19 protein-coding genes and 1 tRNA gene are annotated in these 24,058 nt (G+C 73.0%); 7 read left to right on the forward strand and 13 right to left on the reverse strand.

Going from position 1 to position 24,058, the window contains the following annotated elements; translation table 11 throughout:
* Window positions 1-134 precede the first annotated feature (134 nt).
* Window positions 135-3,644 (reverse strand): methionine synthase, encoded by a 3,510-nt coding sequence (gene metH / locus ACZ7BZ_RS19285; protein WP_470359306.1) that lies wholly within the window; start codon window positions 3,642-3,644, stop codon window positions 135-137.
* Between the two features lie 144 nt (window positions 3,645-3,788).
* Here metH and ACZ7BZ_RS19290 point away from each other — a divergent pair, with 144 nt between their 5' ends.
* Complete coding sequence (locus ACZ7BZ_RS19290; protein WP_470359307.1) at window positions 3,789-4,871, forward strand: glycoside hydrolase family 18 protein; 1,083 nt, start codon at window positions 3,789-3,791, stop codon at window positions 4,869-4,871.
* A gap of 69 nt (window positions 4,872-4,940) precedes the next feature.
* Here ACZ7BZ_RS19290 and ACZ7BZ_RS19295 read toward each other — a convergent pair whose 3' ends face one another.
* On the reverse strand, window positions 4,941-5,462 hold the full coding sequence (locus tag ACZ7BZ_RS19295; RefSeq protein WP_470359308.1) for an SRPBCC family protein: 522 nt from the start codon (window positions 5,460-5,462) through the stop codon (window positions 4,941-4,943).
* Window positions 5,463-5,811: 349 nt separating this feature from the next.
* On the opposite strand from ACZ7BZ_RS19295, the gene ACZ7BZ_RS19300 reads away from it, so the two are divergent.
* Window positions 5,812-6,765, forward strand: a complete 954-nt coding sequence (locus ACZ7BZ_RS19300; RefSeq protein WP_470359309.1) for a PAC2 family protein — start codon at window positions 5,812-5,814, stop codon at window positions 6,763-6,765.
* Window positions 6,766-6,845: 80 nt separating this feature from the next.
* On the opposite strand, the gene mshC is transcribed toward ACZ7BZ_RS19300, so the two are convergent.
* The 6 genes from mshC to ACZ7BZ_RS19330 form a co-directional block, all read right to left on the reverse strand.
* Window positions 6,846-8,075 carry a cysteine--1-D-myo-inosityl 2-amino-2-deoxy-alpha-D-glucopyranoside ligase gene (gene mshC, locus ACZ7BZ_RS19305; protein WP_470359310.1) on the reverse strand — a complete coding sequence of 410 codons (1,230 nt, stop codon included), beginning with the start codon at window positions 8,073-8,075 and terminating at the stop codon, window positions 6,846-6,848.
* A 217-nt stretch (window positions 8,076-8,292) separates the two neighbouring features.
* Window positions 8,293-9,135 (reverse strand): dioxygenase family protein, encoded by an 843-nt coding sequence (locus ACZ7BZ_RS19310; RefSeq protein ID WP_470359311.1) that lies wholly within the window; start codon window positions 9,133-9,135, stop codon window positions 8,293-8,295.
* A gap of 125 nt (window positions 9,136-9,260) precedes the next feature.
* On the reverse strand, window positions 9,261-10,190 hold the full coding sequence (locus tag ACZ7BZ_RS19315; RefSeq protein WP_470359312.1) for a helix-turn-helix transcriptional regulator: 930 nt from the start codon (window positions 10,188-10,190) through the stop codon (window positions 9,261-9,263).
* A 108-nt stretch (window positions 10,191-10,298) separates the two neighbouring features.
* Entirely contained in the window at window positions 10,299-11,084 is a 786-nt protein-coding gene (locus tag ACZ7BZ_RS19320) for an SCO1664 family protein (protein ID WP_470359327.1), read from the reverse strand.
* 56 nt (window positions 11,085-11,140) lie between these two features.
* A complete protein-coding gene (locus ACZ7BZ_RS19325; RefSeq protein WP_470359313.1) occupies window positions 11,141-11,707 on the reverse strand; it encodes a DUF3090 domain-containing protein in 567 nt (188 codons plus the stop codon).
* Window positions 11,708-11,937: 230 nt separating this feature from the next.
* On the reverse strand, window positions 11,938-12,630 hold the full coding sequence (locus ACZ7BZ_RS19330; protein ID WP_470359314.1) for an MSMEG_4193 family putative phosphomutase: 693 nt from the start codon (window positions 12,628-12,630) through the stop codon (window positions 11,938-11,940).
* Between the two features lie 181 nt (window positions 12,631-12,811).
* Here ACZ7BZ_RS19330 and ACZ7BZ_RS19335 point away from each other — a divergent pair, with 181 nt between their 5' ends.
* Window positions 12,812-13,801: a magnesium and cobalt transport protein CorA gene (locus tag ACZ7BZ_RS19335; RefSeq protein ID WP_470359315.1), complete on the forward strand. Its 990-nt coding sequence runs from the start codon at window positions 12,812-12,814 to the stop codon at window positions 13,799-13,801.
* A 67-nt stretch (window positions 13,802-13,868) separates the two neighbouring features.
* Here ACZ7BZ_RS19335 and ACZ7BZ_RS19340 read toward each other — a convergent pair whose 3' ends face one another.
* A complete protein-coding gene (locus ACZ7BZ_RS19340; protein ID WP_465744444.1) occupies window positions 13,869-14,915 on the reverse strand; it encodes an LLM class F420-dependent oxidoreductase in 1,047 nt (348 codons plus the stop codon).
* Window positions 14,916-15,155: 240 nt separating this feature from the next.
* Between ACZ7BZ_RS19340 and ACZ7BZ_RS19345 the strand changes: the two genes are divergently transcribed.
* Window positions 15,156-16,136 (forward strand): aldo/keto reductase, encoded by a 981-nt coding sequence (locus tag ACZ7BZ_RS19345; protein WP_380462666.1) that lies wholly within the window; start codon window positions 15,156-15,158, stop codon window positions 16,134-16,136.
* A gap of 60 nt (window positions 16,137-16,196) precedes the next feature.
* Complete coding sequence (locus tag ACZ7BZ_RS19350) at window positions 16,197-18,416, forward strand: helix-hairpin-helix domain-containing protein (RefSeq protein ID WP_470359316.1); 2,220 nt, start codon at window positions 16,197-16,199, stop codon at window positions 18,414-18,416.
* 85 nt (window positions 18,417-18,501) lie between these two features.
* Here the strand turns inward: ACZ7BZ_RS19350 and ACZ7BZ_RS19355 are convergent, their stop codons facing one another.
* The gene (locus ACZ7BZ_RS19355; protein WP_380462670.1) at window positions 18,502-19,101 is read right to left on the reverse strand and encodes a hypothetical protein; all 600 of its coding nucleotides are present in this window, start codon (window positions 19,099-19,101) and stop codon (window positions 18,502-18,504) included.
* A gap of 363 nt (window positions 19,102-19,464) precedes the next feature.
* Between ACZ7BZ_RS19355 and ACZ7BZ_RS19360 the strand changes: the two genes are divergently transcribed.
* Entirely contained in the window at window positions 19,465-19,674 is a 210-nt protein-coding gene (locus ACZ7BZ_RS19360) for a DUF5703 family protein (RefSeq protein WP_033350848.1), read from the forward strand.
* Window positions 19,675-19,840: 166 nt separating this feature from the next.
* Here the strand turns inward: ACZ7BZ_RS19360 and ACZ7BZ_RS19365 are convergent, their stop codons facing one another.
* The 3 genes from ACZ7BZ_RS19365 to ACZ7BZ_RS19375 all read right to left on the reverse strand — a co-directional run bounded on the left by ACZ7BZ_RS19365 (window position 19,841) and on the right by ACZ7BZ_RS19375 (window position 22,934).
* Window positions 19,841-20,686: a chaplin gene (locus ACZ7BZ_RS19365; protein ID WP_470359317.1), complete on the reverse strand. Its 846-nt coding sequence runs from the start codon at window positions 20,684-20,686 to the stop codon at window positions 19,841-19,843.
* A 388-nt stretch (window positions 20,687-21,074) separates the two neighbouring features.
* The gene (locus ACZ7BZ_RS19370) at window positions 21,075-21,317 is read right to left on the reverse strand and encodes a chaplin (protein WP_470359318.1); all 243 of its coding nucleotides are present in this window, start codon (window positions 21,315-21,317) and stop codon (window positions 21,075-21,077) included.
* Between the two features lie 285 nt (window positions 21,318-21,602).
* Window positions 21,603-22,934 (reverse strand): M20/M25/M40 family metallo-hydrolase, encoded by a 1,332-nt coding sequence (locus ACZ7BZ_RS19375; RefSeq protein WP_380462676.1) that lies wholly within the window; start codon window positions 22,932-22,934, stop codon window positions 21,603-21,605.
* 290 nt (window positions 22,935-23,224) lie between these two features.
* Between ACZ7BZ_RS19375 and ACZ7BZ_RS19380 the strand changes: the two genes are divergently transcribed.
* Window positions 23,225-23,312: transfer RNA gene (locus tag ACZ7BZ_RS19380), tRNA-Leu, on the forward strand.
* Window positions 23,313-24,058 lie beyond the last annotated feature (746 nt).

Consider the following 24,058-nt stretch of genomic DNA (forward strand, 5'->3'; position numbering starts at 1 on the left):
GGTCCTTCCGTCCGATCCCAGCGGTTCCTGGGGATGGCACAGGCCGGCCCGCTGGTGAGCGGACCGGCCCGTTCAGGATCATCCAGGATACGCCCGCTTCGTCCGGAAAGAGCGAACGGAGAAGGGCATCGGGATTACCGGGCGTTGAAGTACTTCGCCTCGGGGTGGTGGATCACGATCGCGTCGGTGGACTGCTCCGGGTGCAGCTGGAACTCCTCCGACAGCACCACGCCGATCCGCTCCGGCCGCAGCAGGTCGGCGATCTTGGCGCGGTCCTCCAGCTCGGGGCAGGCCCCGTAGCCGAGCGAGAACCGGGCACCCCGGTACTTGAGCGCGAACATGTCCTTGACGTCCTGCGGGTCCTCGCCGGAGAAGCCCAGCTCGTAGCGGACCCGGGCGTGCCAGAACTCGGCCAGGGCCTCGGCCAGTTGGACCGAGAGCCCGTGCAGCTCCAGGTAGTCCCGGTAAGAGTTCCCGGCGAACAGCTCGTTGGCCGCCTCCGAGATCCGGTTGCCCATGGTGACCACCTGCAGCCCGACCACGTCCCGCTCGCCGGACTCCTCCGGGCGGAAGAAGTCGGCCAGGCAGAGCCGGCGGCCGCGCCGCTGGCGGGGGAAGGTGAAGCGGGTCCGCTCGGTGCCGTCCTCGTGGAAGACGATCAGGTCGTCGCCCTTGGAGTTGGCCGGGTAGTAGCCGTAGACCACGGCCGCCTCCAGCCAGCCCTCGGTCTGCAGCCGGTCCAGCCAGGCCCGCAGCCGCGGCCGGCCCTCGGTCTCCACCAGTTCCTCGTAGGACGGGCCGTCGCCGTTGCGGGCCGCCTTGAGGCCCCACTGGCCCTTGAACAGCGCGTCCTCGTCCAGCCAGGAGGCGTAGTCGGCGAAGGGGATGCCCTTGACGATCCGGTCGCCCCAGAACGGCGGGGTGGGCAGCGCGTTGTCCAGCACCACGTCGGAGCGGATCTGGCCGAGGTTGACCTCGGGCTCCGGCTCCGCCACCTCGACCCGGGCGTGCCGGCGCTGCTTGAGCTCCGGCAGGGTCGCGCCGGGCACCCCGCGCTTGACCGCGATCAGCGCGTCCATCAGCCGCAGGCCCTCGAAGGCGTCCCGGGCGTAGCGGACTTCGCCTTCGTAGATCTCGTGCAGGTCCTGCTCGACGTAGGCGCGGGTCAGGGCGGCGCCGCCGAGGATCACCGGGAAGCTGGCGGCCAGCTTGCGCTGGTTCAGCTCCTCCAGGTTCTCCTTCATGATCACGGTGGACTTCACCAGCAGGCCGGACATCCCGATGACGTCCGCCTTGTGCTCCTGGGCGGCGTCCAGGATCGCCGAGACCGGCTGCTTGATCCCCAGGTTGACCACGTTGTAGCCGTTGTTGGACAGGATGATGTCGACCAGGTTCTTGCCGATGTCGTGAACGTCGCCCTTGACGGTGGCCAGCACGATGGTGCCCTTGCCCTCGCTGTCGGACTTCTCCATGTGCGGCTCCAGGTGGGCCACCGCGGTCTTCATCACCTCGGCGGACTGGAGCACGAACGGCAGCTGCATCTGGCCGGAGCCGAACAGCTCGCCGACCACCTTCATCCCGGCCAGCAGGGTCTCGTTGATGATCTCCAGCGCCGGACGCACGGTCAGCGCCTCGTCCAGGTCGGCCTCCAGGCCGTTGCGCTCGCCGTCGATGATCCGGCGCTGCAGCCGCTCCTCCAGCGGGAGCGCGGCCAGCTCCTCGGCCTTGGAGGCCTTGACCGAGGCGGTGGAGACGCCCTCGAACAGCTCCAGCAGGCGCTGCAGCGGGTCGTAGCCGTCCCGGCGGCGGTCGTAGACGAGGTCCAGGGCGGCCTCGCGCTGGTCCTCCGGGATCCGGGAGATCGGCAGGATCTTGGAGGCGTGCACGATCGCCGAGTCCAGGCCGGCCTCCACGCACTCGTGCAGGAAGACCGAGTTGAGCACCACGCGGGCGGCCGGGTTGAGGCCGAAGGAGATGTTCGACAGGCCGAGGGTGGTCTGCACCTTCGGGTGGCGGCGCTTGAGCTCGCGGATCGCCTCGATGGTCTCGATGCCGTCCCGGCGGGACTCCTCCTGGCCGGTGGCCAGGGTGAAGGTCAGACAGTCGACCAGGATCGAGCCCTCGTCGATGCCGTAGTCGGTGGTGAGTTCGGCGATCAGCCGCTCGGCGATCTCGACCTTCAGCTCGGCGGTACGGGCCTGGCCCTGCTCGTCGATGGTCAGCGCGATCAGGCCGGCGCCGTGCTCGCGGGCCAGCGAGGCGATCTGCCCGAAGCGCGAGTCGGGGGCGTTGCCGTCCTCGTAGTTGACCGAGTTGAGCACCGCACGGCCGCCGAGCGCCTCCAGACCGGCCCGCAGCACCGGCGGCTCGGTGGAGTCCAGCACGATCGGCAGGGTGGAGGCGGTGGCCAGCCGGCCGGCGATCTCCTTCATGTCGGCGACGCCGTCGCGGCCGACGTAGTCGACGCAGAGGTCCAACAGGTGGGAGCCGTCCCGGATCTGGTCGCGGGCGATCTCCACGCAGGCCTGCCAGTCGCCGGCCAGCATCGACTCGCGGAACTTCTTCGAGCCGTTGGCGTTGGTGCGCTCGCCGATCGCCAGGTACGAGGTGTCCTGGCGGAACGGCACCGCCTGGTAGAGCGAGGAGGCCGAGGGCTCCGGCTGCGGCTCGCGCCGGGCGATCGGGCGGCCCTGGACCCGCTCGACCACCTGGCGCAGGTGCTCGGGGGTGGTGCCGCAGCAGCCGCCGACCAGCGAGAGGCCGTACTCGCGGGTGAACACGTCGTGCGCCTCGGCCAGTTCGGCCGGGGAGAGCGGGTAGTGGGCGCCGTCCTTGCCGAGCACCGGCAGGCCCGCGTTCGGCATGCAGGACAGGCCGATCCGCGCGTTCTTGGCGAGGTAGCGCAGGTGCTCGCTCATCTCGGCCGGGCCGGTGGCGCAGTTGAGGCCGATGTAGTCGACGCCGAGCGGCTCCAGCGCGGTGAGCGCGGCGCCGATCTCGGAGCCGAGCAGCATGGTGCCGGTGGTCTCCACCGTCACCTGCACCAGCACCGGGAGGTCCAGCCCGGCCTCGGCCAGGGCGCGCTTGGAGCCGAGGATCGCGGCCTTGGTCTGCAGCAGGTCCTGGCTGGTCTCCACCAGCAGGGCATCGGCACCGCCGGCGATCAGGCCGGCCGCGTTCTGCTGGAAGCCGTCGCGCAGCGTCTCGTACGGGGCGTGGCCGAGGGTCGGCAGCTTGGTGCCGGGGCCGATCGAGCCGAGCACCCAGCGGGTGCGGCCGTCGGCGGCGTGGGCGTCGGCCACCTCGCGGGCGATCCGGGCACCGGCCTCGGACAGCTCGAAGATGCGCTCGGGGATGTCGTACTCGCCCAGGGCGGAGAAGTTGGCGCCGAAGGTGTTGGTCTCCACGCAGTCCACGCCCACCGCGAAGTAGGCCTCGTGGACGGAGCGGACGATGTCGGGCCGGGTGCTGTTGAGGACCTCGTTGCAGCCCTCGAGGTTCTGGAAGTCCTCCAGCGTCGGGTCCTGTGCCTGGAGCATGGTGCCCATCGCACCGTCGGCCACCACCACCCGGGTGGCGAGTGCCTCGCGCAGCGCGTTCGCGCGGCTCTGCTGGGTGATGGACGGATCGGCTGCAGTGGCCATGGGGCGTCTCCCTGTGCGACGGCTGTCGGCTTTGCGCGCCCGCTTGCTCGGGCACGCACGTGGCCAGGGTATCCGGCGCACGGCCCCGGCTGCCGGTGCATTCCGTATCCTGGGCGCTCGACCGCAAGGGGGGGGAGCAACCGGGTGGCCCGATTCGGGACCGTCGCGCGGCGCACCGGTCGGGCCGCCGGGGCCCCGCTGCGCCGGTGGAGAGGCCTGCCGTGGTGGGGCCGCGCCCTGGTCGCGCTGGGGCTGGCGGCCGCCGTACCGGTCGCCGCGCTGGGCTCGGCGTTCATCGCGTTCCGGCTGCACTACACGGGTGAACCGGCCGCCGAGGCCCGCACCCGGGGGCGGGACGCCGTCTGGCTCGGGCACGCCTGGGTGGACGGCCGCAAGACCGACGCCGACGTGGCGGCGCTGGCCCGGCAGCTGGCCGGCACCGGCGTGCGCGACCTGTACGTCCACACCGGGCCGCTGGAGCACGACGGCTCGCTGCCGGCCTCCGTCCACCCGAAGGCCCGCTGGTTCACCCAGGCCGCCCACCGGGCTCTGCCTGGGGTGCGGCTGCAGGGCTGGCTGGGCGACGAGGTCAAGCCCGAGCGGGACGCCCTGGACCTGAACGACGCACCCACCCGGGACCGGGTCACCGCCTCCGTGGCCCAGGTGCTGGACCAGGGCTTCGACGGCGTGCACTTCGACATGGAGCCGATCCGCCCCGGCACGGCGGGCTGGCTCGCCCTGCTCGACGAGGTCCGCCCGGTGACGGCCGCCCGCGGCGCGAAGCTGTCGGTGGCCGCCCCGCAGATCGACCCGGTGCCCGGCCTGCACACGGCCGGCATCCTGCTCACCGACCACGGCAAGTGGTGGGACCAGGCGTACTTCCGGGAGACCGCCCGCCGGGTCGACCAGGTCGCGGTGATGGCCTACGACACCTCGATGCCGACCGAGCCGCTGTTCGGCGGCTACGTCGCCCTGCAGACCGAGCTGGCGCTGGAGGCCACCCCGCCGGAGGTCGACCTGCTGATCGGTCTGCCGTTCTTCTGGGACGACAAGTGGGGGCACCGGGGCGACGCGGAGACCGTCCCGGCGGCCGTCCGGGGCGTCCGGCTGGGCCTGGGCCGGCAGGACCCGCGGCGGACGGACTTCGGCGTCGCGCTGTACGTGGACTTCGCCGCGACGCCGGAGAACTGGGCGGCGTACCGGGACGGCTGGGTGGATCCCGCCTGACCGGCTTCCCGCCCGAACGGCTCCCCCCTGATCCACTTCCCGCCCGACCCGCTGCCGGCCCGACCCCGCTCAGGCCGCCATCCGGTGCGCCAGGGCGCCCAGGTAGCGGTGGACGGTGGCGTCCTCGCCGACCAGGTAGTGCGCGACGGCCCGGTCCAGCGGCTTGCGGACCTCGCCGCGCTCGGTGACGGTGAGCGAGCAGCCGGGCCCCGCCGGGGACAGCAGGTACGTCCAGGTGCCGCCGTAGGGCAGCTCCGGGTCGGCGATGCCGGTCACCAGCCGGTGCGGGGGCTCGCTGGCCACCACCTCGTAGGTGGTGTGCCCGTGCCGGTCGTACTCTCGCCAGCGCGGGCGGCCGCCGGCCCCGGCGGGCAGCCGCTCGACGTGGGTCAGGCCCGGGCGCCAGGCCGGGTAGAGGTCGATGTCGGTCAGCACGTCCCAGACCGCGCCGGGCGACTGGGCGAGCTCCAGCCCGCCCTCGGTGACGTGCTCGACCGGCAGCCGGCGCCCGGCCCGGTCCGCCGCCAGCAGCGCGGCCCCGGCCAGCGCCGCCGTGCCCGCGCCCGCGCCGATCCACAGCCATCGGTTCATCGGTCGGCCCCTTCCGCCCGGCCCCTGCCTCCCCATCATCGCGCCGCCGCGCCCGGCGGGCGATCCGTACCCCTGCGTCGCCGCCCCGGCACCGCGCGTCCCCACCGGGCGACCTGACGCAGCGTCAGTCTGGACGGGCCGGATATCCGCTGGATCACGGCGGCCCGCTCCCCCAGACTGTCCCGGTGCCCGACCGCCATGCGCATCAAAGCCCGTAGGCTGGGCAGGTAGGGACCATGGAGCGAGCCGTTCCATGGGAGACGAGAGGTTCGACTGGCGGGAGCCGGCCCGCCCCGGCAATCCAGCCGAGGCGGTGCGGGTCCGACCGCCGACCGGAGGGAGACGCTGGGTGATCGAGCTGGAAGATGTTCCCGAGTTGATCGACCCGGTGATGGTCTGCGCCTTCGAGGGGTGGAACGACGCGGGCGACGCCGCCTCCGCGGCCCTGGCGCATCTGGACGAGACCTGGGGCGGCAAGGTGATCGCCGCCCTGGACGCGGAGGACTACTACGACTTCCAGGTCAACCGTCCGACGATCTGGCTGGACGGCGGCATCCGCCGGATCACCTGGCCGACCACCAGGCTCTCGGTGGTCCGGGTGACGGAGCCGGTGACCAGGGACGTCGTGCTGGTGCGCGGCATCGAGCCGAGCATGCGCTGGCGCTCGTTCTGCAACGAGCTGCTGGGCTTCGCCCACGAGCTGGGCATCGAGCTGGTGGTGATCCTGGGCGCGCTGCTCGGCGACACCCCGCACAGTCGCCCGGTGCCGGTCAGCGGGGTCACCTCCGACCCGGAGCTGGCCCGCCGGCTGGACCTGGAGGAGAGCCGCTACGAGGGGCCGACCGGGATCGTCGGGGTGCTCCAGGAGGCGTGCACCCACGCCGGGGTGCCGGCCGTGACGCTGTGGGCCGCGGTGCCGCACTACGTCGCCCAGCCGCCCAACCCCAAGGCCACGCTGGCGCTGCTCAACAAGCTGGAGGACCTGCTGGACCTGCGGGTCCCGCCGGGCGAGCTCGGCGAGGACGCCCGGGCCTGGCAGCTGGGCGTGGACCAGCTGGCCGCCGAGGACAGCGAGGTGGCCGAGTACGTCCAGCAGCTGGAGGAGGCGCAGGACACCGCGGAGCTGCCGGAGGCCTCCGGGGACGCGATCGCGCGCGAGTTCGAGCGCTATCTGCGCCGCCGGGAGAACGTCGGCCCGACCGGCGAGAAGCCGGTGGCGGGGCACGCGACGGCCGAGCGGCCGGCCGAGCCGGAGGGGCCGGGCACCACCCGGGAGAGCCAGGACGGGGCCGAGGACGAGTAGGGCCCGTCCGGCCCGTCACCGCACGCCGAAGGGGCGCCAGGACCGAAGTCCCGGCGCCCCTTCGGCGTGCGGTGACGGGGTTACAGCGCGACGCCGAGCAGGGCGTCCACCGTCCGGGAGACCAGACCGGGCGCGCCGATGTCGGAGCCGCCCTGGTTCTCCTGCTGCGCGACCCAACGGTCGACGGCGGCCAGCGCGGCGGGCGCGTCCAGGTCGTCCGCCAGTGCCGCGCGGACCTCGGCGAGCAGCTGCTCGGCCGCCGGGCCGTCCGGCCGGGAGACCGCGGCCCGCCAGCGGGCGAGGCGCTCGACGGCCTCGTCCAGGACGCCCTTCGTCCACTCCCAGTCGGCGCGGTAGTGGCGCGAGAGCAGCGCCAGGCGGATCGCCGCCGGGTCGACGCCCTCGCGGCGCAGGGCCGAGACGAAGACCAGGTTTCCGCGGGACTTGGACATCTTGTGGCCGTCCAGCGAGACCATGCCGGCGTGCACGTACGCCTTGGCGTACGGGTGCGAGCCGGTGGCGACCTGGGCGTGCGAGGCGCCCATCTCGTGGTGCGGGAAGGAGAGGTCGCTGCCGCCGCCCTGGAGGTCGAAGGTCATGCCCAGGTACTGCAGCGCGATGGCGACGCACTCGATGTGCCAGCCGGGGCGGCCGTGGCCGAGCTCGGTGTCCCAGGCGGGCTCGCCCGGGCGGGCGGCCAGCCAGAGCAGGGCGTCCAGCGGGTTGCGCTTGCCGGGGCGGTCCGGGTCTCCGCCGCGCTCGGCGAAGACCGGGCGCATGGCCTCGCGGCTGAGGCCGGAGACCTCGCCGAAGTGCGGGTCGGCGTCGACCGAGTAGTAGATGTCCTCGTCGACCTTGTAGGCGGCGCCGGAGGCCAGCAGCTTCTGCACGATCGGGACGATCCACGGGATCGACTCGACGGCGCCGACGTAGTGGGCCGGCGGGAGCAGCCGCAGGGCGGTCATGTCCTCGCGGAAGAGGGCCGTTTCGCGCTCGGCGAGGGCCACCCAGTCCTGGCCGGTCTCGACGGCGCGCTGCAGCAGCGGGTCGTCGACGTCGGTCACGTTCTGGATGTAGAGGACGTCGTGACCGGCGTCCTTCCAGACCCGCTGCACCAGGTCGAAGGCGTTGTAGGTGGCGGCGTGGCCCATGTGGGTCGCGTCGTAGGGCGTGATGCCGCAGACGTAGATCCGGGCGGTGCCGTCCTGCGGCACGACCTCGCGGACCTTGCCCGCTGCGGTGTCGTAGATACGGAGGGGGAGCCCCTGACCAGGCAGGGCGGGAACCTCGGAGGCGGGCCAGGCATGCATGGGATCGACCTTAACCTTGAGAACATTTGAAAGCCTAACCAGTAACGAAGATCGACTGGATTCGCTTCCTGTCGTTGCCTGGTCACCTTGCGACTGATAGAGCATGTTCCGTTTCGGGCGTATGACTCGATCCGTTCGGTTACGGACATGGGTGAGCGCCCGGTCGGCCCTGCCGCCGACCGGGCGCTCCGGCTCCCCGGGGAAGCAGCCGGAGCCGCTACGACCGCTGCCAGAGGGCCGGCACGTTCGGCGGCTCCCAGCCCGCCATGGCGGTGTGCGCCTGGAGGCAGACGTAGGAGGCGCCGGAGTAGGTGACGCGGTCGCCCGCGCGGTACGCCGTGCCCGGGGTCCAGCTGCCGCCCGGCGGCGCGGTGGGCCCACCGGTCGGGGTACCGGTCGGGGTGGTGGTGGCCGTCGGGCTGGGGGTGCCCGGGGTCTGCGGCACGTCCAGCACGAAGTCGAAGGTGGCGGTCTCGCCGGAGCCGTTCGGCTGGACGTTCATCAGCAGCCGGGCGTCGTAGATGGTGTCGGTGTTGTTGCGCGGCTCGCCCGGGAAGTAGAGCTGGGTGGTCAGGATCGGGCGGCCGGGGGCCTGGACCTTGACGTGCAGGTGCCGGGTACGGCCCGGGTAGAGGCCGGGGACGATGGTGTCCAGTTGGTAGGCGCCGTTGGCGTCGGTGAACTGGTGGCCGCGGAAGGTGTAGCCGACGTTGTCGTAGTTGCCGCCGTCGTCGGCCTGCCAGAAGTCCAGCAGCACGCCGGAGACGGGCCGGCAGGCGCGGCCGAAGACGTAGCCGCTGACGGTCAGCCGGGTGCCCGGGCCGTCGTTCACCATCGAGCTGCGCAGCGGGGAGTCCGGCTTGAAGTACGGTCCCTCGATCTGCTCGATGGTGGGGTCGTCGCCGTCGTGGCACTCGGGGGTCAGGCCGGGGGTGCGGCCGGTGCCGGCCTGGTCCCGGGCCAGCGCGACCCCGCCGCCGACCAGCAGCGGCGCGGCCCCGAGCGCGGCGGCGGCCTTCAGGACGGTCTTGCGGCTGATCATGCCGTCGGACGGGGGCATGCGCCGTCTCCTTCCGGTGGATTCCTCAGGGTGATGGGGCGGCCCTTGCCATGGTGGGGGCATGACAAGGGCCGAACCGACCGCCGTCCGCGCGCTGGACCGGCCGCCGGTGGCCAGTAGGAACGTTACGGACCGTCCGGCGCGACGGCGATGGACATGATCCGGGGATCATGGTGATTTCCGTCGACCCGGGCGCGGAACTCCCCCGGGGTCATCCCGGTCTCCCGCCGGAAGAACCGGCAGAAGTACGCCGGATCCACGAAGCCCGCCTCCTTGGCGACCTGACGGATCGTCAAGTCCGTGCAAGCGAGCAGGCGTTTGGCCTCCAGCGTCTGCTGCCGGCGGATCAGCCCGCCCGGGGTGCGACCGGTGGCCTGCTTGACCAGGGTCTGCAAGTGCCCCGGGGAGACGCCGAGCTCCTGGGCGGTGGAGGCCACCGAGTGCCGCACCCCGCCCGGCTTGGCGATCAACCGGGTGAAGGCGGCGGCCAGTTCGGCCGGCCGGGTGGGTACCGCGGGCCGGTCGTCGGGGGTGCGGGCGCGCAGCGCCCGGACAATCAGGATGTGCAGGCTGGCGCGCAGCACGCCCTGGTAGCCGGGAGCCCTGGTCAGGTACTCCTGCTCCATGTCGGCGAGCAACCCGTCGATGGCACCGGCCTGTTCACCGAGCGCGATGCCGGGGCGGGTGGCCAGGGCGCGCAGCGCGGCGAGGTCCTGCGGGTGCCCCAGCAGGAAGTCCTCGTTGAACAGGACGACCCGGCCGGCCAGCCCTTCGGCCTCCGCCCAGTGGTGCACCTGGCCGGGCGTGATCACGCACAACTGCGGTGGCGCCAGCGGCCGGTGGGCCAGGTCCAGGACATGGGCGCCGTGCCCGCCGGTGACCTGGACGATCTCGTAGAACGAGTGGCGGTGGGGGAAGTTGGCGCGGGAGAGCGGGCCGATCGCGTCGAAACTTCCGATGGCGAAGGGCAGTACGTGGGGCAGCGGGACCTGCAGGCGGTGCAACGGCAGGTCCGGCGCGACTCTGGGGGTGGGGGTGGTCCGTCGCACGTCCATCGGAGCAGTGTGCGACCTGTTCCGGTGACAGGTCCAGACCACCGGCCGGTAGGGTCCGCCGGAGGGCCGGACCCCGGCGCGCTGCCCCGGGGGGGGCAAAACGGTGGGTCAGACCGGCGGCCAGGGGATCGCGGGCCAGTCCGCGGACGGCAGCGGGTGCCGGCCGGAGTCCCGCAGCCCGGCCAGCCGGGCGCGGGTGGCGTCCAGTTCGGCACCGGTCAGGTGCGGGGCGAGGCGCTCGGCCAGCTCCCCGTCCAACTGCTCGGCCAGCCGGGCCAGCACCTCCAGCGCCTCGGTGGGCAGCGGGTCGCCCGCCCAGCCCCACAGCAGGGTGCGCAGCTTGCCCTCGGTGTTGAAGGTGACGCCGTGGTCGATGCCGTACACCCGACCGTCGGCGGCGGGGATCAGGTGGCCGCCCTTGCGGTCGGCGTTGTTGAGCACCGCGTCCAGCACCGCGAGCCGACGCAGCCGCCGGTCGTCGTGGTGCACCAGCAGCGCGGTGCGCCCGTCCTCCACCTCGGCCCGGACGATCGGCAGCCAGCCCGCCTCCGGGCCCGCCGGGTCCTGCAGCGCCAGCAGCGGCTCGGCCTGCGGATCCGGCTCGACCCACAGCTGCACCATGCCGGGCCCGTGCGGCCCCTCGCGCAGCACGGTGGGCGGGATCAGCTCCCAGCCGGTCGCCGCGGACAGCTCGTACGCGGCGACCTCGCGGCCGGCCAGCGTGCCGTCCGGGAAGTCCCACAGCGGGCGTTCGCCGGCCACCGGCTTGTAGACCGCCTGGGCGCTCAGCGGGCCGTGCTCGACCGTGCAGTACAGCGCGGCGTTGGAGGCCTCGGTGAGGCGGCCGTGCACGGTCAGCGCGCCCTGGCGCAGCAGCGCGAGGGCGGTGCGCACGTCGGCGGCGAGGGCGGCGGCGGCGGCCGGGTCGGCCTGCGGCGGGGTCTCGGTGTTCAGCGCCGGTAGCCGTTCGCGCGCGGGCACAGGTGGCCCTCCGGGTCCAGCGGCAGGTTGCAGAACGGGCAGGGCTTGCGGCCGGCCGCGACCAGGTCCAGGGCGCGCTTGGCGAACACCCGGGCCATCGCGCCGGACAGCCGCACCCGCAGCATGTCGGGGCCGTTCTCGTCGTCCTGGAAGACCGCCTCCTCGGCGTCCTCCTCCTCGCCCTCCACCAGCGCCTGGGCCTCGACCACCAGGCAGGCGTCCACGCTGTCCCAGGCCAGCGCCATGGTGCCGACCCGGAACTCCTGCTCCAGCGGGAGGTCCAGCGGGGCGGTGTCCAGCAGGTTCTTGGGGGCGGCGGCCGGGATGGCGGCGTCGCCGCCGCTGCGCCGCAGCGCCTCGTCCAGGACCTCCTCGATCCGCTCGGCCAGCGCGGCCACCTGGTTCTTCTCCAGCAGCACGCTGGTGATCCGGCCCCGGGCGCTGGCCTGCAGGTAGAACGCCCGGGCGCCGGGCTGACCGACGGTGCCGGCCACGAAGCGTTCGGGCTGGTCGTAGAAGAAGACCTGACGGGGCACGCTCTAGCTCCGGATCGGGTTGTCCAACTGGGCAGGTGGTCGAACTGCGGGGCACTCAGGTGGGGCACTCATCAGCCACCCTACGACCTCCGGGCCCCGGCCGGGGAGCCGAGCCGGGCCCGCCGGGCGGGGGTGGCACCCGCGGGCCCGGGGTGTGCCCCCGGACCGCACCCGTCAGGCCGTACCCCTCGGGCGGTGGTGCTCTGGCGGTAGTGCTCGGGCTGCGGTGCTCAGGCCGTGCCGCCGACCACCGCGTCGCCTCCCGGGGTGGCCGGGGCACCGGAGGGCCTGGGCGCCAGCGAGGAGAGGTCGCCGGTGTCGCCCATCCTGAGCACGAAGGGCCGCTGCGGGGTGTAGCGGATCGCGGTGACGGAGCAGGGCTCGACGCTGATCCGCTGGAAGTGGTCCAGGTGCAGGCCGAGGGCGTCGGCCACCACCGCCTTGATCACGTCCCCGTGCGAACAGGCCACCCAGACCGCGTCCTCACCGTGCTCGGCGGCGATCTTGGCGTTCCACTCCCGGACGGCGTCCACCGTGCGGTGGCTCAGCTCGCGCAGCGACTCCCCGCCCGGGAAGGCCGCGGCGGCGGCGTGGTCCTGCACCGTGCGCCACAGCGGCTCCTTGGCCAGCTCGGCCAGCGGACGGCCGGTCCACTCGCCGTAGTGGCACTCCCCCAGCCGTTCGTCCTCGGCCGGCCCGCCCAGCTCCGGGCGGACCGCGAGCAGCGGCTCCAGGGTCTGCCGACAGCGCTCCAGCGGGCTGCTGACGGCCTGCACCAGCGGGATCCCGGCCAGCCGGCCGGCCAGCGCGGCGGCCTGCGCGCGCCCGGTGTCGTCCAGGTCCACGCCGGGGGTCCAACCGGCCAGGATTCCGGCGGTGTTCGCGGTCGAGCGGCCGTGGCGGACGAGCAGCAGGGTGGGCATGGGGCTCAGCCTACGGCCTCCGGGCCCGGCCGTGGGCCGGTCTGGGCGGCCGGTGGGGCAGCGGCAGGGGGTCTCGGAGTGCCGATCGGCCGGCCTCGGAGTGCCGGTCCGGGGCGGCTCCGGCCGCCGGTGGCCCCACCGGCGCCCCGGCTCCCGACTCCCCGGGCGCGTCCGGGGGACAATGGCCCGCATGATCGTCCACTGCGCCGTGTACCAGGACGGCCGCCGGCTGGGGGCCTCCGAGGACCTGACCGACTCGCTCACCGCCGCCCGCGAGGCAGGCCCGGGAGCCTTCGTCTGGATAGGCCTCTTCGAACCCACCAACGAGGAACTCGACCGGGTCGGCAAGGAGTTCGCGCTCCACCCGCTGGCCGTCGAGGACGCCGTCAGCGCCCACCAGCGCCCCAAGGTCGAGGCCTACCAGGGCTCGCTGTTCGTCACCCTCAAGACCCTCGGCCACCACGCCGACACTCACGCCGTCACCAGCGGCGAGGTGATGGTCTTCCTCGGCCCGGACTTCGTGATGACCGTCCGGCACGGCGCGGACACCCCGCTCAGCGGCCTGCGGGCCCGGCTGGAGCAGCAACCCGAACTGCTCCGCTACGGGCCCAGTTCGGTGCTGCACTCGGTCTGCGACACCGTGGTGGACGGCTACGTCGAGGTGGCCGCCGCCCTGCAGGCGGACCTGGACGAGCTGGAGGCCGACGTCTTCGCCCCCGGCCGGATCGGCCGCGACACCGCCGGGCGGATCTACGGCTACAAGCGCCAGGTGATGACCGTCCGCCGCGCCACCGTCCCGCTGCTGGAACCGATGCTGCGGCTGGAGCGCGGCGCCCCCTTCGTCCAGCCCGAGACCGCCCCCTACCTGCGGGACGTCGCCGACCACCTGGCCCGGGTGAACGACCAGGTGGACGGCATGGACCGGCTGCTCTCCGACATCCTCGGCGCCAACCTGGCGCAGGTGAGCGTCCAGCAGAACAACGACATGCGGAAGATCTCCGCCTGGGCGGCGCTGGCCGCCGTACCGACCATGATCGCGGGCGTGTACGGAATGAACTTCGACGTGATGCCCGAGCTGCACGAGCCCTGGGGGTACCCGGCGGTGCTGTCGCTGATGGCGCTGGTCTGCGTGGTGCTGCACCGGGTGTTCAAGCGGCACGACTGGCTGTAGTGCCGCCCGGGCTCCCTTCCGTGCACGGGCTATGCCGGGCCCGGTCGGCCACGCCGGGCCCTACGGGCTACGCCAGGCCGGCCCGCTCCAGCGCGTCGACGCCGGTGCGCAGCGCCTGGATCCGCTCGTCCAGGGTGAAGCCGGACGGGGCCAGGGTGAGCGTGGTGACGCCCGCGTCGGCGTAGGCCTGCATCCGGTCGGCGATCCGGGCGGTGTCGCCGATCAACGAGGTGGCGTCGATCAGGTCGTGCGGGACGGCGGCCGCGGCGCCGGCGTAGTCCTTGGCCAGGTACTTCTCCTGGATCTCGTCGGCCGCCTGCTCGTAACCCATGCGCCGGGTCAGCTGGTTGTAGAAGTTCTTCTCCTTGCTGCCCATGCCGCCGATGTACAGCGCGGCGTAGGAGCGCAGGCCGTCGACCGCGGCCTTGATGTCCTCGCCGACCGCGATGTTCACGGTGGGGCAGAGGTCGAAGCCGTCCAGCGTCTTCCCGGCCTTGGCGCGGCCGGCCGTCAGGGCGTCCAGGGAGAGCGCGGAGTGCTCGGGCGAGAAGAAGATGCCCAGCCAGCCGTCGGCGATCTCACCGGTCAGCTCCAGGTTCTTCGGGCCGATCGCGGCGATGTACAGCGGGATCTGCTCGCGCACCGGGTGCACGGTCAGCTTGATCGGCTTGCCCGGACCGCCGGGCAGCGGCAGGGTCCAGTGGGCGCCCTCGTGCACCAGGCGCTCGCGGGACATCGCCTTGCGGATGATCTCCACGTACTCGCGGGTCCGGGCCAGCGGCTTGTCGAACTTCACGCCGTACCAGCCCTCGGAGACCTGCGGGCCGGAGACGCCGAGGCCGAGCCGGAACCGGCCGCCGGAGAGGGTGTCCAGGGTCGCGGCGGTCATCGCGGTCATCGCCGGGGTGCGGGCCGGGATCTGGAAGATGGCCGAACCGACGTCGATCCGCTCGGTCTTGGCGGCGACGAAGCTCAGCACGGTCGCGGCGTCGGAGCCGTACGCCTCCGCCGCCCAGCAGACCGAGTAGCCGAGCCGGTCCGCCTCCTGGGCCACCGCGATGTTGTCGGCGTCCATGCCGAGTCCCCAGTAGCCGAGGTTGATGCCGAGTCGCATGTGCCGAACCTTCCAGTCGGGTGGGCTTGGTGGCGAGGGTAGCCGCGCACGCGCGGGTCATGCTACTGACGGGTACCAGTGGCTCGGGTCACACCGGGCGCATTGATCGTTCTGCGGGTCTGCGCCCCTGCCCGGGTACCGGCCGCTACGCTCAGCCGACGTGGGGAGCGCTCTCCCCACCTGCGCGTTTACAGGGGCTACCGGGCCACCGGTACCACCGGCCAGTGGAGGGCCCGTCCGATGGAAAAGCGTCACCTCGGCCGCACCGGCCTGCAGGTCTCCCGCCTCGGTCTCGGCACCATGACCTGGGGCCGCGACACCGACGAACACGAAGCCGCCGAGCAGCTCAAGGAGTTCGTCGACGCCGGCGGCAACCTGGTCGACACCGCCGACGTGTACGCCGACGGCGGCGCCGAGTACCTGATCTCCCGCCTCACCGACAGCCTCATCCCCCGCTCCGAACTCGTCATCGCCACCAAGGCGGGCAGCGTCCCCGAGTCCCACCGCCGCTTCGACGGCTCCCGCGGCCACCTGCTCGCCGCCCTGGACGCCTCGCTGCGCCGCCTCGGCACCGACTACGTCGACCTGTGGCAGGTCCACGCCTTCGACCCGACCACCCCGGTCGAGGAGACCCTCAGCGCCCTCGACATCGCCGTCACCTCCGGCCGCGCCCGCTACACCGCGGTCTGCGACTTCAGCGGCTGGCAGCTCGCCAAGGCCGCCACCTGGCAGCGCGCCCACCACGACCGGATGCCGCTGGCCGGGGCGCAACTGGAGTACTCGCTGCTGCAGCGCGGCATCGAACGTGAGGCGCTGCCCGCCGCACTGGACGCCGGGGTCGGGATCCTGGCGGGCTCGCCGCTCGGCCGCGGGGTGCTCACCGGCAAGTACCGGCACGGTGTCCCGCAGGACTCGCGCGGCGCCTCGCCCCACCTGACCGGATTCGTCCAGCCCTACCTCGGCGAGCGCTCCCGGCGGATCGTGGACGCCGTCGGCACCGCCGCCGACGGGCTCGCCAGCAGCCCGCTCGCGGTCGCGCTCGCCTGGGTCCGGGACCGCCCCGGAGTGGCGAGCGCGCTGGTCGGGGCACGTACGGTGGCACAGCTGCAGGCGGCACTGTCAGTGGAGGCGCTTACGCTTCCGGGTGAGATCCGCGGCGCGCTGGACGACATCTCGTCGCCGGTGCACCGCTACCCGGACCAGGGGTGGACCGAGCTGTAGGCCCCTGGACCGGGTTGTCGAGCAGAACGTGCAGTGGAGTGACCTTTGGAGCGGACGACGATGAGTGACACGGGAAACGGCGCTCCGAAGGAGACCGCGGCCCCGCCCGCGGACCAGGCCGCGATCGCGGACATCGTGGCGCGGATCCGCCAGATCGAGCGGCAGGAAGCGAGCCCGGGGGCTCATCGGCTCGGGCCCTCCGGGGCGAAGGCCGCCGAGCCGGAGGGTTCCGAGGCGCGGGGTTCCGAGGCGCGGCGTTCCGAGGCCGGTCCCGCTGAGGTGGCGGCCGCTCCTCCGGTGCCCGCCCAGGCCGCCCCGGCTGCCCAAGCCGCCCCGGCCGTGCGGCCCGAGGAGCCGAGCGGTGACGTGCTCCAGCAGACCGTCGCGGTGCTGACCGCCGGTGGCGCCCCGGCCGAGCTGGCCACCGCCGCGGTGGCCGAGTTCGGCGAGGACGCGGCCGAGCGGCTGCGCGAGGACCCGTGGGCCGTCCTCGGCCTGCCCGGCGTACGCCCCGAGCACGCGGACCACTTCGCCCGCGGCCTGCTCGGCTCCTCGGCCGCCCCGGACGACCCACGCCGGGCCCAGGCCCTGGTGGTCTGGCTGCTGGAGCAGGCGGCGCTGCGCGGGCACTCGGCCCAGGACCTGACCGAGGTGGCCGAGGGGCTCGAACGGCTCCGGATGCCGGAACCGGCCGCCGCGATCCAGCACGCCGTCGCGGACGGACGGGTGCTGCCGTTCCAGGAGGAGCTGAGCGGCCCCGAGGCGCAGACCTCCGGCGACGACGAGGACGAGGCGCCGACCCGGACGCTGCTCGCGCTGGAGGGGCTGGCGATGGCGGAGGACAGCCTCGCCGAGAAGCTGCTCCAGCTGATGGCCACCTTCGTCCCGGGTGAGGACGCCGAGCCGGAGGCCGCCGAGCTCGCGGAATCGGAAGGGGAGCCGGCGTCGGCGTCGGCGTCGGAGCCGGCGTCGGAGCCGGCGTCGGAGCCGGAGTCGGAGCCGGAGTCAGGGTCAGAGCCGGCGTCAGGGTCAGAGTCGGGATCCTCGGAGGAGGCTGCCGAGACCGCTCCCGCCGAGGCCGCGCCCGTCTTCCCCGGCCCCGCCGCCTGGGAGGCCGCCGCCGCGACCGCGCCGTCCTCCTCCGCGGCCGCCCTGGTCCGGGCCGTCGCCGACAGCGCGCTGGTGCTGCACACCGGCGGTGAGGCGGCCCGCGCCGAGCCGGCCGCGCTGCTCGCCGCCGCGCGCGGGCTCGGGCTGCGGGCCTGGGCCGCCACCTGGACCGACCAGGGCAAGGAGTCCTTCGACGCGCTCAGCGAGGCCGAGACCCCGGTGGTCACCCTCGCCGAGCTGCTGTCGGGTACGGCGGGCCCCGGCCACGCGGCCGACGGCTCGCTCGCCCTGGACCTCCTGATCGTGCTGGACGCGCCGCTGCTGGACGTCGAACTGGCCGCCACCGTCCTGGAGTCGCTCGCCGACGGCACCCGGCTGGTGCTCAGCGGGGACCCTGGTCAGCTCTGGTCGGCGGCCCCCGGCCGGTTCTTCGCGGACCTGCTGGCCGCCAAGGTCTGCCCGGCCGTCGCCTCCCGCACCCCGGACTTCGGTCCGATCGGCGAGCTGGTGTCCGGGGTCGGCATCGGCGAGCTGCAGCCGGTCGAGGCGCCGGACAAGGAGGTGGTCATCCTGACCGCCAGGGACGGCGGCGAGGCCGTCCACCGCGCCGTGCAACTGCTCACCGACTCCATCCCGCGCGCGCTCGGCATCCCGGCCGAGCAGGTGGTGCTGCTCACCCCGGGCCACGGCGGCCCGGCCGGCACCCGGGCACTGAACGCCGCCGCCAAGGCCCGGCTGAACCCCGGCCCCGGCCGCTTCGGCGGTTTCGACCCGGGCGACCGGGTGGTGGAGTCCCCCGCGCCCGGGATCACCCGCCCGGCCCGGGTGCTCGACGGCGACGCCACCGGCCTGCACCTGGAGTACCCGGACGGCTCGCGCCGGACCGTCCCGCCGACCGAGGCCGGCCGGCTGCGGCACGGCTGGGCGCTGACCGTCCACCAGGCGCTGGGCCGCCGCTGGCCAGCCGCCGTGGTCGTGCTGCCGGAGGACGCCGGGTCGGCGCTCACCCGGCAGTGGGTCTACACCGCCTTCGGGCGGGGCGAGCGGCACCTGTCCGTGGTCCACGCGGCGGGCCCGGCGCTCGCCCAGGCCGTCGCCGAGCGCCCGGCGCAGCCGCGTACCACCCGGTTGCGGGCGGTCCTCGCGGAGAACGCGGCGTCCGCGTACTGATCCGCCGAGCGGTCCGCACGCCGACCGGCTGACGCGCGAAGGGCGGGCCCGGAGTCCCGGGCCCGCCCTTCGCGTTCGTCCGATGTCAGTCGTCGGGGTCCTCGTCGTCGTAGACCTCGCTCACGTCGAACCGGCAGATCAGCAGCTGCGGGTCGGCGTGCTCGAACGGCTCCGGCAGCCACTCCCCCGGTTCGGTCGGCTCGGCCGCCGCGACCCAGAGCGTCGAGTCCGCCTCCTCCAGGCCGAACTCCTCGCTGCGGGCGGCGATCTCGTCCGGCTCGTACTCGCCGAACAGCACGCCGAGCGCCGTGTTGACGCCGCCGGCGCCGCCCGGGGTCAGCGTGTCGTCGAGCCGTTCGGCCTGCGCGCGCAGCCGCTTGGGGTCGACCACGTGGTAGTCGCGGCGGATCAGGACGCTGATCGCCTCGGGCTGTTCCGGGCCGTGGTAGCCGCCCGGTCCCTCGTCTCCGGGGATCTCGAACGGGGTGACCTCGTCGTAGACCTCGTAGAGGAGTTGGTCGTACGCGATGGCCGCCGTCGCGAGCTGCTCGTAGGCAGCGGTCACGGCGGGATCATCGGCTGCGTTGGGGCTTGACACCGCTTCCAGATGACGGTCGATGGCGGCCTTGACCGCCTCAGCGGCGGCGCGTACCTCGGCAATGGTGGGCTGCGCGGCATCAGACATGGTGCAGACGCTATCTCCCCGCGGCGCCGGTACGCACAGCGGTTGTCACCTACACCCGCGATTTCACCGCAACTTCCCCCCTGATGTCCGATTCTGTGTGTTCTGTCCACCGGCAGAACCGGCGTGGGGCGGGCGCAGAGGGCGCACGGCCGGTCCGGCGGGGCCGTCCGGGTGCCGCTTCGCGCGCCGGTATCGGGGTATCCCCTCCACATCAGCAACAGAACTGATGCACTGTCAGCCGAGCGCCCGGGTCATGCGCTGCCGAACCGCCGCGCCGGGACGGGAGGTCGGCCGGAAATACCCGGGCCGACTGTCCGGAGCAGGCCGTAGGCTTGCGTGCAGGTGATCCTCAGGAGGAGCGTTTTGACCCCACCGAAGCCGGTCCGGCAGCCGGAGTACGAGTACCAGTCGCTGCGCATGCCGCGCGGCACCACGCGCAACGCGGCACGCCAACTGCTCACCGAGCACGCCGAGTACGGGCACTGGGAGCTCGACCGGCTGAGGCTGTTCCCCGACGGCAGCCGGACGGTCCGGCTGAAGCGGCGGATCATCCGGCAGGTCCGGAGCTGGTGACGGGCGGGGGCGCCGCACCCTGAGCGGGATGCGTGCGCCGGGCCTTCACGCGCCTACGGCCGCCCCGGAGAACGGGGGCGGCCGTAGGCGCGTCGTTCCGTCGGCGGGCGTGCGTGCCTCGCCGGCGGGGCCGCTGAGCGGTCGGGGGGCTCAGTCGGCCGAGGGCTCAGCGGGCGCCGGCGCGGGCCCGGCGGTAGAGCACGCCGCCACCGATCAGCAACGCGAGCCCGGCGGCTCCGAACACCTCGACGCCACCGGCGCCGGTGTGGGCGAGCTCGCCGCCCGCGGCGACGCTCTGCGCGGCGGGGGCGGCCGGGGCGCTGGTGCGGGCGGCGGCCGGAACGGCCTGGGTGCCGGTGGTGGTGCCCGGCGCGTGGGCGGCCGGGGTGCTCGGGGTGACGCCGGTGGACGGTCCGCCGTTGCGCGAGCCACCCGGGCCGGTCTCACCGCCGGTCGCCGGCGGGGTGGTGTGGCCCTCGGGGCAGTCGTCGGTCGGCTTCGGGGCGGGCCGGGCCACGTTGGCGCAGTCGTTGCCGAAGGCCGGATTTCCGACGCCGACCACGTCCACGGAGTTGCCGCAGGCGTTCACCGGGACGTGCACCGGGGCCTGGACGCTGTTGCCGGAGATCACCCCGGCCGAGTTGGCCGCGGTACCCCCGGCGGAGGCCCCCGAGGCGGAGGAGCCCCGGCTCGCGCCGGCGCCGGAGGCGGCACTGCCGCCGGGCTGACCGCCCTGGCCGGGCCGCGGGGCGGCGTGGCGGCCGCCGCCGCTGACGTTGGCGCAGTGGTTGCCGTACGCCGGGTTCAGCACACCGATCACGTCGACCGTGTTGCCACAGGCGTTGATCGGCACCTCGACGGGTACCTGCACCGAGTTCCCGGAGGCGACACCCGGTGATCCCGCCGCACCCCCCTGTGCCTCGGCGGCCGCGTAGGCGTAGCCGGCGGTCGAGGCCAGCACGCTGCCGGTGGCCACGGCAGTGAGGATCCCCTTCTTGGCGACATTCCTCATGTTTTCCCCTGACGTTTCGATACGGCATGTTCGACCTTGACGTGAACCTGTATGAAAGTCGGAATTTCCGTATATCCGGAAATCACGCAAGGCCTTCGACTGCACACGAGTTAACGAGGGGCCAACGGGGAGGTTGAGCCGAACGAAGCAGCTTCACCCGATCGAGCGATCGGGGCGTTCGAACCTTACCGACCCGGCCACGGGGGCCGGATCGGCCTCCGTGGCCGGACGGTCCTCCGGGGCCGGGAGCCGAGCAGCACAAAGGCCCCCGGTGCGACGCGTCCGCCGCCCGGGGGCCGTGCTGAGCCGGTCTCAAGGAACCTCGACGATCCTCAACGGGCCTCAACGAGAACAGGCCTCAACGAGCCTCAACGGCCCGGAGGTCGGCTCAGAAGTTGGCGCAGTGGTTGCCGAACGCCGGGTTCAGCACACCGATCACGCTCACGGTGTTGCCGCACAGGTTCACCGGGACGTGGACCGGAACCTGGATCTGGTTGCCCGCGACGACACCCGGGGAGCTCACGGCCGCACCCTCGGCGCCGGCACCGCCGTGAGCGGACGCCACACCGGCGGCGGCGAGCACCAGGCCCCCGGTGGCGGCGGCGACAGCGGCGATCTTCTTGACCTTCATCATTCCTCCTGTATGGACAACGCAACCCGTTCGGCGGGCTGCACAGGGATGAACGACGCTGCGGCAAACGGGGTACGGAACAGATTTGCCATTCACCCGCAACGGTGATGCCTCGCACAAATACTCGGCACGCAATTGCGGGCAGAATCGTTTCTGTTGATCTCCCTCGACCCGTCCCACAATCATGCGCTCGGACAATGCGCTCGGCCCGCCCCCGGCACTCCGGGAACGGGCCGACCCAGTCGCCTGATCAGCAGGCTCGGGACTTCAGCAGACCTCGGGGCTTCAGCAGGCGTCGAGGAAGCGGTCCAGCACCCGGACGCCGAACTTCAGCCCGTCCACCGGCACCCGCTCGTCCACGCCGTGGAACATCCCGGCGAAGTCCAGCTCCGGCGGCAACTGCAGCGGCGCGAAACCGAAGCAGCGGATGCCGAGGTCCTGGAAGGACTTGGCGTCAGTCCCGCCCGAGAGGCAGTACGGCACGGCGCGGGCGATCGGGTCCTCCGCGCGCAGCGCGGTCTGCATGGCCTCCACCAGCGCGCCGTCGAAGCTGGTCTCGATCGCCCGGTCCGAGTGCAGGCTCTCCCGCTTCACCCGCGGGCCGAGCACGCTGTCCAGCTCGGCCAGGAACTCCTCCTCGTAGCCGGGCAGGAAGCGCCCGTCCACGTGCGCGGTCGCCTGACCGGGGATGACGTTGACCTTGTAGCCGGCGCCCAGCATGGTCGGCTGCGCGGTGTTGCGCAGCGTGGTGCCGATCATCTTGGCGATGCCGCCGAGGACGCGCAGGGTCTCGTCCATGTTCTCCGGGTCCAGCTCGACCCCGAGCGCGTCGGACAGCTCGTCCAGGAAGGCCCGGACGGTCTTGGTGATCCGCAGCGGGAACTTGTGCCGACCGAGCCGGGCGACCGCCTCGCACAGCTCGGTGATCGCGTTGTCGTCGTTCTCCATCGAGCCGTGGCCGGCCCGGCCCTCGACCGTCAGGCGCATCCAGTGCATGCCCTTCTCGGCCGTCTCCACCAGGTAGAGCCGCACCTGGTCGTTGACGGTGAAGGAGAAACCGCCGACCTCGCCGATGCCCTCGGTGACGCCCTCGAACAGCTCCGGGTGCTTGTCCACCAAAAAGCGCGCGCCGTAGGTGCCGCCCGCCTCCTCGTCGGCGACGAAGGCCAGCACCAGGTCGCGCGGGGGCTTGCGGCCGGTGCGCAGCCGGTCACGCACCACCGCCAGGGTCATCGCGTCCATGTCCTTCATGTCGACCGCACCGCGCCCCCAGACGCAACCGTCGGCGATCTCGCCGCCGAAGGGGTCGTACGTCCAGTCCGCGGCGTTGGCCGGCACCACGTCGGTGTGGCCGTGGATCAGCAGGCCCGGACGGGAGCGGTCCTCGCCCTCGATCCGGACCACGGTCGAGGCCCGCCCCTTGGCCGACTCGAAGATCTGCGGCTCGACCCCGAACTCGGCGAGCTGCTCGGCCACGTACTCGGCCGCCTTGCGCTCGCCCGGGCCGGAGCCGTCCCCGTAGTTGCTGGTGTCGATCCGGATCAGATCGCGACAGATCTCGGCGACCTCCGACTCAGCCGTCACCCTCGGCGTCGCCGACTCGCTCCGCTCGCTCACGGTCACTCCTCGTCTTGGGCCCGCACCGACGCGCCAGCGCGCCACCCCCAGGACCTGCACCTGGGCGTACGAGCACGTCCGCACATCCTCCCCCAGCCCTCGATCCCGATCCACCCCCCGCACACCCCCGAAACCCGCTGGTCACGCCCCCGCCACAAGCCGCGCCCCGCCCCCGCCACCAGCCCCGCACTCCGCTCCGGAGCCGTTTTGGGACCCCAAGCCGATCTTTGCTACAGTTACATCTGTCAGCGCGACGGCCGAGAGATCGGAAGCCGCGAGGGCGACACCTAGTCCGGGTGGCGGAATGGCAGACGCGCTAGCTTGAGGTGCTAGTGCCCTTTATCGGGCGTGGGGGTTCAAGTCCCCCCTCGGACACCAGCTGAGACCCCTGTTTATTCAGGGGTTTTTTGCTTTTCCGGGCGCCGTGCAACCCGGAGAACGGTGCCGGGCGTCCCGACGGCCCCCGCAGTCTGCGTTGGTCGACTGTCTACCGGCGATTGCTCCCATGTCGATAGTCCGAGGCCGGACATCCTGTAGCTCAACGAGTCCGCCCTGCCGGTTCCCTGAACCGGCAGGGCGTTTCGGTGGTGTCTGGCGCGGCACGGATAGAAGGGCACCGAGGGCACCGGCCATCCGATTTGGTGTCATGAGCCGTCCCGGCTACGTGGTGGTAGTCATCACAGCCGTCCGGCCTCCGGCCACTGTGGAAAGGCGTCCGTCGGTACGCCCGGGCGATCTCGGAGAACCTCCCGAGGCGCGCGATCTCCACGTTGAACCGACGGCCGAGCAAACCATCCCGGTGGCCCAGGGCCGAGGCCTCTCGGGATGGGTCGGCCCGGCCCGGGGGGCGGGTTCGTGTGGTGGTCCGAACGTACCGTGGGGCCGGTCGAGTTGGCCAGGGTGGCCACCGGCCGGTGGGTGAACTCAGTTGCTGGGGGCACGGGTTCGGGTGTGCGAGTGCGGAGCGGACCCGGTTGCACACGGTGGCCGGGCGAGGGTCAGGCGCTGAGGGTTCCGGGGGCGGGTTGAGCGGTCTCCACGAGGCGGGCGAACTCGCGCCAGGCGGCGGCGCATTCGAGGGCGAGCTGGGAGATCCGTTCGGCGCAGTGCGGGGGGACGCTGCG

Source organism: Kitasatospora sp. NPDC036934 (assembly GCF_055608425.1).